Consider the following 9,195-nt stretch of genomic DNA (forward strand, 5'->3'; position numbering starts at 1 on the left):
CCGATCGGCGTAAACCACAACCGCGCTCAAGTCGCAGCTGGATGAAATTTCAGTGACAGGTCAATGGCCCCCGCAAAGCGGATGGCGTCGTAAGCGTAAGGTACGGCGAGGACGAGGGCGGTGATCCCGAACGCGGCGCAGACCATGTAGAAGACAAAACCGAGCGCCACGCCACCCAGCGATATGAGGCCGGCCACCCGTCCCTGGCAGCTTGATCGGGAGATCAGATAGACCATGTTCGGCCCCGGTGTCAGGACCATGCCGAGAGCGATCAGGGCGAAACCGAGCAGTGAATTAAGTTCGGGCACTGGAATTCTCCATCAAGAGAGTTGTGCCCAGACGCGCGGCGGAAAAGATCGCGCTCCCTGATGGTACACCATCTTTAGCGCCAGTTACGCGAACCTTTCCGCAGTATCCTCAGAACCTCACACAGCACAAGTCATTTCAACTTGGGCCCAGCCTCACATTCGGTAGAGTCACGAAAGGGCTCGAACCGGTCGTGCGGCGCTGCGGCAGGGTGCGCGCACATACCCCCAGGGGCGCCGTCGCTCCCGGCCCAAAGCCGCCGTTCCCGAATAGGCCACGAGCTGCGGCGCAACATCAGGGAACAGCCAAACCGCTGAAATCCAGATCCGCGTCGCCCTCATCAACCGCTTCAACGCACTCGGCACCGCCGAAATCGTCCGCGTGGCATGACGCCAACGGCAAAAGGGGCGGTAAGCTGCAGGCCTGACTTACACAACAACGCCCTGCTTGCGCCGTCGGCCCTGACTGCTAAGGTAGCCTCCACACAAAATGAGAGAATTAAATGCATCATTCTAGTTATTGCAGCAGCGCGCCGTGAAAGCTCTTCCAGCCTCATCACTTGGCTTATGAATATACAAAGAAAGGGGAGCTGATGGACAATCACAGAGTGTATTTAAAAAGCCTTACATTAAAAGACGTCGGGCCATTTTCGGATCTTACGGTCGAGATAAATCCAGGGCCGGGTCTCAATCTGATTTGCGGCGGCAATGGCATAGGAAAAACCACGATACTCGAGGCGGTTGTCGCCTGCTTTTCTCAAGGTAGGAATCATAAGCTCAAAAGGCGGCAATCTGCCGAGCGTGGCTCGGTTCATCTCCAGTATCTTGCCGATGACGAAAGCAGAGTAATTAATTTGAACATAGAAAATTTTGATCCAGAAAAAGGTGACTTTTCAAATTATCAAAATGGGCTCGGGGAAAACATTGTCAATGTAAGAGCGTTCCGAGATTTTAGCTATATGAAGCAAGTAGGCATCTCGAGTGACCCCGACTTTAATCAGAAAGAATTCGGTCACAGGGCTGCCAATGACCCTCAACCTTCCGAGATAAAGTCATGGCTCACGAATCGCTACTTATTACGGCCTCATGCTGACAAAAGTAGCTGGAGTGAGGAAATGAAATCCAATCTCATCACGGCGGAAAGAATATTCTCGCTACTTGATGAAAGGGTTGCCTTGTCGGAAGTTGATGTTAGAACTTTTGATGTGATGGTTTCTACGCCCGGCGGCGTAATACCTTTCGAGTTTCTCTCGTCGGGCTTTCGCTCCGCGTTCTCACTCCTGCTGGGGATATTAAAAGAGATCGAGTTCCGGAAACTGGAAGTCGCTGCAGAGAACTTTTCCGGTGTGATCCTAATCGACGAGGTGGACTTACACCTGCATCCAACTTGGCAGCAACAAATTGGGGGAATTCTCAAGAAGACGTTTCCGCGAGCTCAAATAATCGCGACGACACACAGCCCACACGTAGTTCAGGCTGCGTCACCTGAAGAGGTCATTGCCTTGGTTGCGGAAGACGATGAACGCGTGAAGGCTCGATCTGTGCCGCAAAGCAAATTCGGATACCTTGGATGGACTATTGAAGAAGTTTTAGAAGACATTATGGGGGTTGAGGACACAAGAACTGCGACGTTTCGAGCGGTAATGCGTGCTTTTGACGGTGCGATAGAGGCTGAGGATGAAGCGAAGATCAGGCATGCGTTAGCTGATCTGGAGGAAATGCTCCATCCGAACAACCCGTTGAGGAAACTATTGAGAATACAGGTCGCTCCATTCCTGACGCCAGATCAACCGGAGAATAAAAAAATTGATTAAGTTGGAGCGAGCCCCCCAGCCAGTAGAGCTTACGGAAGAGAAGATCGCGGAGCTGACGGCAAAATTCAAGGATGAAGGCTCCTCGGTCTGGAATGTCAACTTCATCAAGAAGCCGCTATTAGAGAGCTCGCATGGAAAATGCGCGTATTGCGAGGCACTTCTGGATGAAGAGTCAAAGTACATGGAAGTTGAACACTTTAGGGACAAGAAAGACTTCCCGGATAGTGTTGTATCGTGGTCTAACTTGCTACCCTCATGCAAGAGATGCAATGGTCAAAAAAGTAGCCACAATGTTGAGGTCGATGGCATGATTGTAAATCCGTATGAGGTCGCCCCGAAAGACCACATCTATCTAAAGAATTTTCGAATTAGACACCGAGACGACATCGGGAGGCGAACTGTCGAAGTCGTCTACCTGAATGAGTCTGAGCGGATGGTTCAGGTAAGATTTCTCATCGGCGAAGGGATTTCAAACGCACTCAATGTGTTAAGGGAGCGGGTTGAGAATTTCTTAGACGGACAGAATGGCGTCGTGCAAAGGAACAAAATTTTAGGTGGAGTTAGAAACCTCCTACTTGAATGCCAGCCTGGCGCTCAATACAGCTCGGTAAGTTCAACCATCCTCCTTTCTGATCCCGATTATGCGTGGGTGAAGGCGCAGCTGAATCAAATTGACCTGTGGGAGGAGTTTCAAGAGCTTGAGGAAATTGCCGGTTCACTCAGCTTGCCGGAATAGGAAGGCGACCAAACGGTATGGTTGGCGTGACGTCGGCGTGTCCGGAGGCTCCACAGCAGCATCGGCATGGCCTTCAGCTTCTTGCACCTGGCGCTCGATCATGAAGCGGGCAACGAACGTCTGCTTTCCGCCCTTTGTGTCGGCGCCTGGCGTAAATTTGCACCTTGCACAAATGCCGCTTGGGCCGACACCCGCTTTCTGCGGCCGTCAGCCCAAGCTGCAGCTATAGCCCAAGCCAATCTAAGGCGCGCGCTCGCATCAACCACTCAATGCGACAGCGGGCTGCTTGCCATGGCCTCGGCTCTGGCCAGCATGCAGGACACATGGCGCAGGTTGAGTTCATGCGCCTCAGCAATCTGATCGATCACCTCGCAGATGGCGCCCAAAGCAGCGTCGGACAGGCCCCGTCGTGCGCCCTCGCGCTCCGCGAAGGAAATGAGATCCCCTTTGTTGGGGCCGGCAAAGCGCAGGATGTCCAGACGGCTCAGGAACGGGGCCGGAACCGTGCTCAGGCTGTTCGAGGTCAGGACCCAGCTGATCCAGGACATGTCGAAGCCGACCTGATAATAGGGGCACTTCCAGGCCACGGCAGACGAGCGTTCCAGCAGCGGCAACAGCCCCTCGGCCAAGCCGTAGGCCTGCCCCTTGGTCGAGGTCGGTGTTCCGGCCTTCTCGATCTCGTCGATCACCACGATGGGGTTCGCGCAGAGGCTCTGCACGATGGTTTGTAGGGGCCGTCCGGGGAAGGCCGTGCCCCAACCGCGTTGCGAGCCGTTGACGACGAACGAGGCCTGCTCTGCGGTTCCCTCGATGCCACAACGCGGCACCCCGAGATGGCGCCCGAGCTCGCGTGACCACACGCTCTTGCCGATCCCCGGTGGGCCGTCCAGCAGCACGGGTGGCAGCCGGAATCCGGGCTCCCCCACCCGCACCGAGCGGCGCATCGCCTTCCAGAGGAAGTCGGTGGCCGCCGCCATCCAGGGCATCTCGGCATGAATGGCTGCGGCGATCTCATCGGCGCGGTGTTCACTCGCGAGGCCGACCAGATCGGCCCCGCCCCGGAACGCCTCGAGCGCGCGCCGGTCATCCGAGCTGAGATGGCTGAGCCCGGAAACCTTGGCACGCGCTCGCATCACCCGACGCGCGCGGCGCAGGATCCTGGTCCGATCCTTCTCCGAGAGATGCACCGCGATGAGGTCCTCGTTCCAGCGCAACTCATCTTCAAAGTCTCCCGGCACCTTCGGAGACACCCCGTCTCGGAGCGCACGGAGCTTGCGCAGGTACCACTCGAAGCGGCGCTTGAGGGCGAACTCGTCCTCGTCGGGATCGGCGATGCGGGCATCGATGAACTTGATCTTCGTCATGGAGGTCCTTTCAGGCGCATGGCGCCATGCCCTCGGGCAGACGCTCTGCACGAGGGGGAAGTTGGAAAGAACCCGGCCGGATTGGCCCTGAGGGATGCCGAAAGCGCCGCTAGCCGTCAACGGCACCCACCAGGACGGAGCGCTCCGGCGGAGCCCCGAAGGACGCAAATCCGCCAGTCGCGCAAGTCATTGATATAAAAAGAAACCACCGACTGCGACGCAGCCGATGGTCATTAATCCTGTGCCGGAATGGTCAAATTACCCCGGAAATGGACAAGTTTTAGTGGGTCCTACAGCGCAACGCTGAAAGCCTCGCCCTCACCCGCATTTCGAATGCCCGCAGGCGCGGCAGGTCATGCAGCCTTCGATCATCACCAGCTCGTAGGCGCCGCAGCTCGGGCAGGCCTTGGGCTTCGCCCCTCCGGCGACGGCGACCGCGGCCCCGGCTTTGGGGTCGGATTTCAGCCCCAGCCCCGCGCCTTCGATGAAGCCGATGGCGACCAGATGCTCCTCGATCACGTCGCCGATCGCCGCCAGGATCGAGGGCACGTAACGCCCGCCCATCCAGGCGCCGCCGCGCGGGTCGAAAACCGCTTTCAGCTCCTCGACCACGAAGGACACATCGCCCCCCCGCCGGAACACCGCCGAGATCATCCGCGTCAGCGCCACGGTCCAGGCGTAATGCTCCATGTTCTTGGAATTGATGAACACCTCGAAGGGCCTGCGCCGCCCACCGACGACGATATCGTTGACGGTGATATAGATCGCATGCTCGCTGACCGGCCATTTCAGCTTGTAGGTCTGGCCCTCCAGCGCCTCGGGCCGGTCGAGCGGCTCGGACAGGTAGATCACCTCGGCCCCGGTCTCGGCCTGCGGCACGGCTTCGGCCTTCTCGCTGACCGTCAGGACCGAGCCCGTCACCGCATTCGGCCGGTAGGTGGTGCAGCCCTTGCAACCCATGTCCCAGGCCGCCAGATAGACGTCCTTGAACTCCTCGAAGCCGATATCCTCCGGGCAGTTGATGGTCTTGGAAATGGAGCTGTCGATCCATTTCTGCGCCGCCGCCTGCATCTTCACATGGTCCATCGGCGCCAGCGTCTGGGCGCTGACGAAATACTCGGGCAAGGGCGCATCGCCGAATTTCTGCCGCCAGAGGGAGACGGCGTAATCCACCACCTCTTCCTCGGTGCGCGAGCCGTCGGGCTGCAGCACCTTGCGGCGATAGGCATAGGCGAAGACCGGCTCGATCCCCGACGATACGTTGCCCGCATAAAGGCTGATGGTCCCGGTCGGCGCGATGGAGGTCAGCAGCGCGTTGCGGATGCCATGCTCGCGCACCGCGTCCCGCACATCGGCATCCATCGCCTGCATCGTGCCGCTGGCGAGGTATTTCTCGGCGTCGAACAGCGGGAACGCCCCTTTCTCGCGCGCCAGATCCACCGAGGCGAGATAGGCCGCCCGGGCAATCGCCCGCATCCAGCCTTCAGTCTGCGCCACCGCCTCGTCCGAGCCATAGCGCAGGCCCATCATCAGCAGCGCATCTGCCAGCCCGGTGACGCCCAGCCCGATGCGGCGCTTCGCCACGGCCTCGGCCGCCTGCTGCGGCAGCGGGAATTTCGAGGCATCGACCACGTTGTCCATCATCCGCACCGCGGTGCGGACCAGCTCGTCCAGCTCCTCCGTGTCGATCCCCGCCCCCGCCTCGAAGGGTGCCTTCACCAGCCGCGCCAGGTTGATCGAGCCCAGAAGGCAGGCGCCATAGGGCGGCAGGGGCTGCTCGCCGCAGGGGTTGGTGGCGGCGATGGTCTCGGCATAGCGCAGGTTGTTGGCGGCGTTGATGCGGTCGATGAAGATCACACCCGGCTCGGCATACTCATAGGTCGCCTTCATGATCCGGTTCCACAGGTCGCGGGCCTCCAGCGTGCGATAGACGCGGCCGTCGAACACCAGATCCCAGCTGCCGCCCGACTTCACCGCTTCCATGAACGGGTCCGTCACCAGCACCGACAGGTTGAACATCCGCAGCCGGGCCGAATCCTGCTTGGCGGCGATGAATTCCTCGATATCCGGGTGGTCGCAGCGCATGGTCGCCATCATCGCCCCGCGGCGCGAGCCCGCCGACATGATCGTCCGGCACATCGCGTCCCAGACATCCATGAAGCTCAGCGGCCCCGAGGCATCGGCGGCAACCCCGTGCACCACCGCACCCTTGGGCCGGATGGTGCTGAAATCATAGCCGATTCCGCCACCCTGCTGCATGGTCAGCGCGGCCTCCTTCAGCATCTCGAAGATGCCGCCCATGCTGTCGGGAATGGTGCCCATGACGAAGCAGTTGAAGAGCGTCACCTGCCGCCCGGTCCCGGCCCCGGCCAGAATCCGCCCGGCGGGCAGGAAACGGAAATCCTCGAGCGCGGTATAGAATCGCTCTTCCCAGACCCCGGGCGTGGCCTCGACCAAGGCCAGATCCCGGGCCACCCGGCGCCACGAATCCTCGAGCGTGGCGTCCAGCGCCCGGCCCGAGGCGTCTTTCAGCCGGTATTTCATGTCCCAGATCTGCTCGGCGATGGGGGCGGAAAAACGGCTCATGAGAGGGTCCTGTCGGGCTCGGGAAGTATTGGAAAGCGGAAGGGCGCAGCATGAACAAAGCATGACCGCGCCCTTGGCAAACATAGTCCGTGCCACCCCCATCGTCAACGCCGCGCGGGGGCCTTGCAGCGGGCCTCGGCCGAGCGCATGTGGAGCTCTTGCGGTCGCCTGCGCTCGGGGGGATAAGGGGCACATGGCCCTGCATATCCTCAAGCTTTGTGTCGGTTGCGAGTCGGTCGAGGACCTCTCCGACTGGCAGCGCCAGCGTGCCGCCGAGCTGCCCGGCGGCCTGCCCCGCCATGTCACCCGCATGTGGCCCAAACGCGCCGACGAGGTGCTGGACGGCGGTTCGATCTATTGGATCATCAAGGGGAATGTGCTGGTCCGCCAACGCATTATCCGCCTCGATCCGGTCGAGGGCGCCGATGGCATCAACCGCTGCGCGCTGGTCTTCGATCCCGAACTGATCCGCACCGAACCGGCCCCGCGCCGCCCCTTCCAGGGCTGGCGCTATCTCAAGCCCGAGGACGCGCCGCGCGACCTGCCGCCGACTCGCCCCGGCGAGGAAACGCTGCCCCCCGAACTGGCCGAGGCGCTGGCGGAATTCGGCTGGCGCTGAGCGCGGCCTATTCCTGCGCCTTCAGCAGCAGCGGCATCAGCGCCTGCACCAGCGCCATCGCCCCGCCCGCCTGATAATCCCAGCCCAGCCAGCCGCGTTTCTCGGCCGCCTCGACATTGCGGGGGGTGTCGTCGATCAGCAGGATCTCGTGCGGGGCCATGTCGAGCGCCGTCTCGACCGCGACAAAGGCCTCGGCCGCGGGTTTCATCACCCCGGTCTCGCCCGAGGCGAAGATCGCATCGACCCGCTCAGCCCAGCCCGCGTCCTGAGCGATCCAGCGGGCGCGGCGGGCTTCGTTGTTGGTCAGGATCACCTGGACGATCCCCGCCTCGGCCAAGAGGCCCAGCAGGCGGTCCAGCTCCGTGTCGGGATCGTGGTCCGCCTCGAACCAGATTTCCAGCACGTCCTCGGGGTCCAGATCGACGCCCGCCCCCTCGGCCCAATCGGCGATTCGGTCCAGCACGTCGTCCTTGCCGGTGAACAAGGCCGCCTTGTCGCGGCCGAAGACCGCCTGCGCCATCGCCGCAGCGTCGATCCCCAATTCCGCCGCCACCTTGGCCTGCCAGGGGAAGATCCCCGCCTTGTCCGGCCGCCCGGCGCGGTTCAGCACGCCATCGAAATCCCAGACCACGGCCCGGACGCCCTCGATCCCCTCGATCGCGCCGCTCATGCCAGCCGCGCCTTCAACGCCGCCAGCGCCGCCGCCTCGGCCGCATCGCAGGGCGCCACGCGCGAGGCGAAAAGCGTTGCCTGCGACCGCAGCACCGGCTCGCCGTCGAGGATTTTCAGATGGTTGGCGCGCAGAGTTTCCCCGGTCGAGGTGATATCCGCCACCGCCTCGGCCGTGCCGTTGCGGATCGTGCCCTCGGTCGCGCCCTGGCTGTCGACCAGCTGGTAATCGGCGACGCCATGGGCGCGCAGGTAATCCCGCACCAGCCGGTGATACTTGGTCGCAATCCGCAGCCGGAAACCATGGTCCGCCCGGAACGCCGCCGCCGCGGCGTCCAGATCGTCGAGCGTCTCGACATCGACCCAGCAGTCGGGGACGGCGATGATCAGGTCGGCATGGCCAAAGCCCATCGGCGCAAGATCGTCAACCAAGCCATTGCCATTGCCCAGCTTTTCACGAACGAGGTCGGTCCCGGTCACGCCCAGATGGATGCGCCCCGCGGCCAGTTCGCGCGGGATCTCCGAGGCGCTGAGCAGCACCAGATCCACGCCCTCGATCCCCTCGACCGCGCCGGAATACTCCCGCTCGGCCCCGGTCCGCTTCATGGCGATGCCCCGCGCGGCGAACCAGTCGAAGGTCTTTTCCATCAGCCGCCCCTTGGACGGCACGCCGATCTTCACGCTCACGCCCGGCCCTCCAGTTCCACGACCAGCGCCGGGCGGATCACGCCGCCCACCGCGGGGATCGAGCGGCCCTGACCCAGCACCGCGGTCAGCGCGTCATAGCGCCCGCCGGTGGCGACGGGCGGCAGGTCCGGCCGCGCCTCGGCGTAGAAGCCGAAGACGAAACCGTCGTAATATTCCAGCGTCGTGCGGCCATAGGAGGCCTCGAAATCGAGCGAGGCCACATCTACGCCATGCGCCGCGAGGACCGAGAGGCGTTCCTCGAACAGGTCCAGAGACGGGCCGATCCAGGGCAGGACCGACGCCAGTTTCCGCATCTCTTCCAACGCTTTGCGGGACTTTTCTGAGAGTTGAATCAATGCCTCCAGCGCATCAACCACATCGCCCGGAATCGGCGCCGTCGCCGCATCCTCGGCCA

The 9,195-nt window shown here is 61.9% G+C and carries 9 protein-coding genes and 1 riboswitch; of the genes, 3 read left to right on the top strand and 6 right to left on the bottom strand.

Going from position 1 to position 9,195, the window contains the following annotated elements; translation table 11 throughout:
* Nucleotides 1-26: 26 nt before the first annotated feature.
* Nucleotides 27-308, bottom strand: a complete 282-nt coding sequence (locus tag VDQ18_RS21485) for a LysE family translocator (protein WP_323022911.1) — start codon at nt 306-308, stop codon at nt 27-29.
* A gap of 18 nt (nt 309-326) precedes the next feature.
* Nucleotides 327-406, bottom strand: a riboswitch (ZMP/ZTP riboswitch).
* 492 nt (nt 407-898) lie between these two features.
* Here VDQ18_RS21485 and VDQ18_RS21490 point away from each other — a divergent pair.
* The gene (locus tag VDQ18_RS21490) at nt 899-2,119 is read left to right on the top strand and encodes an AAA family ATPase (RefSeq protein ID WP_323022912.1); all 1,221 of its coding nucleotides are present in this window, start codon (nt 899-901) and stop codon (nt 2,117-2,119) included.
* The gene (locus VDQ18_RS21495) at nt 2,112-2,855 is read left to right on the top strand and encodes an HNH endonuclease (RefSeq protein ID WP_323022913.1); all 744 of its coding nucleotides are present in this window, start codon (nt 2,112-2,114) and stop codon (nt 2,853-2,855) included. Before VDQ18_RS21490 ends, VDQ18_RS21495 begins: the two co-directional genes overlap by 8 nt.
* A gap of 266 nt (nt 2,856-3,121) precedes the next feature.
* On the opposite strand, the gene VDQ18_RS21500 is transcribed toward VDQ18_RS21495, so the two are convergent.
* Both VDQ18_RS21500 and VDQ18_RS21505 read right to left on the bottom strand, forming a co-directional pair.
* The gene (locus tag VDQ18_RS21500; RefSeq protein WP_323022914.1) at nt 3,122-4,219 is read right to left on the bottom strand and encodes an AAA family ATPase; all 1,098 of its coding nucleotides are present in this window, start codon (nt 4,217-4,219) and stop codon (nt 3,122-3,124) included.
* A 318-nt stretch (nt 4,220-4,537) separates the two neighbouring features.
* Nucleotides 4,538-6,805 carry an adenosylcobalamin-dependent ribonucleoside-diphosphate reductase gene (locus tag VDQ18_RS21505; protein ID WP_323022915.1) on the bottom strand — a complete coding sequence of 756 codons (2,268 nt, stop codon included), beginning with the start codon at nt 6,803-6,805 and terminating at the stop codon, nt 4,538-4,540.
* Nucleotides 6,806-6,998: 193 nt separating this feature from the next.
* Here VDQ18_RS21505 and VDQ18_RS21510 point away from each other — a divergent pair, with 193 nt between their 5' ends.
* On the top strand, nt 6,999-7,424 hold the full coding sequence (locus tag VDQ18_RS21510) for a DUF1489 domain-containing protein (RefSeq protein WP_323022916.1): 426 nt from the start codon (nt 6,999-7,001) through the stop codon (nt 7,422-7,424).
* Nucleotides 7,425-7,431: 7 nt separating this feature from the next.
* Here VDQ18_RS21510 and VDQ18_RS21515 read toward each other — a convergent pair whose 3' ends face one another.
* From VDQ18_RS21515 to VDQ18_RS21525, 3 genes are all read right to left on the bottom strand, one after another.
* Nucleotides 7,432-8,094, bottom strand: coding sequence for an HAD-IA family hydrolase (locus VDQ18_RS21515; protein WP_323022917.1), 663 nt, complete (start codon nt 8,092-8,094; stop codon nt 7,432-7,434).
* A complete protein-coding gene (gene hisG, locus VDQ18_RS21520; protein ID WP_323022918.1) occupies nt 8,091-8,780 on the bottom strand; it encodes an ATP phosphoribosyltransferase in 690 nt (229 codons plus the stop codon). Before hisG ends, VDQ18_RS21515 begins: the two co-directional genes overlap by 4 nt.
* Nucleotides 8,777-9,195 (bottom strand): ATP phosphoribosyltransferase regulatory subunit (locus VDQ18_RS21525; protein ID WP_323022919.1); only part of this gene is annotated, 419 nt, incomplete at its 5' end. The genes VDQ18_RS21525 and hisG, both read right to left, overlap by 4 nt.

Origin of the sequence: Pararhodobacter sp. (genome assembly GCF_034676075.1) — a bacterium.
GTDB lineage: Bacteria > Pseudomonadota > Alphaproteobacteria > Rhodobacterales > Rhodobacteraceae > Pararhodobacter.

What these genes read in the sequence shown, in the direction of transcription:
- VDQ18_RS21490 (WP_323022912.1), top strand. Translation starts at nt 899, where the DNA reads ATGGACAATCACAGAGTGTATTTAAAAAGCCTTACATTAAAAGACGTC.
- VDQ18_RS21500 (WP_323022914.1), bottom strand. Translation starts at nt 4,219, where the DNA reads ATGACGAAGATCAAGTTCATCGATGCCCGCATCGCCGATCCCGACGAG.
- VDQ18_RS21505 (WP_323022915.1), bottom strand. Translation starts at nt 6,805, where the DNA reads ATGAGCCGTTTTTCCGCCCCCATCGCCGAGCAGATCTGGGACATGAAA.
- VDQ18_RS21510 (WP_323022916.1), top strand. Translation starts at nt 6,999, where the DNA reads ATGGCCCTGCATATCCTCAAGCTTTGTGTCGGTTGCGAGTCGGTCGAG.
- VDQ18_RS21515 (WP_323022917.1), bottom strand. Translation starts at nt 8,094, where the DNA reads ATGAGCGGCGCGATCGAGGGGATCGAGGGCGTCCGGGCCGTGGTCTGG.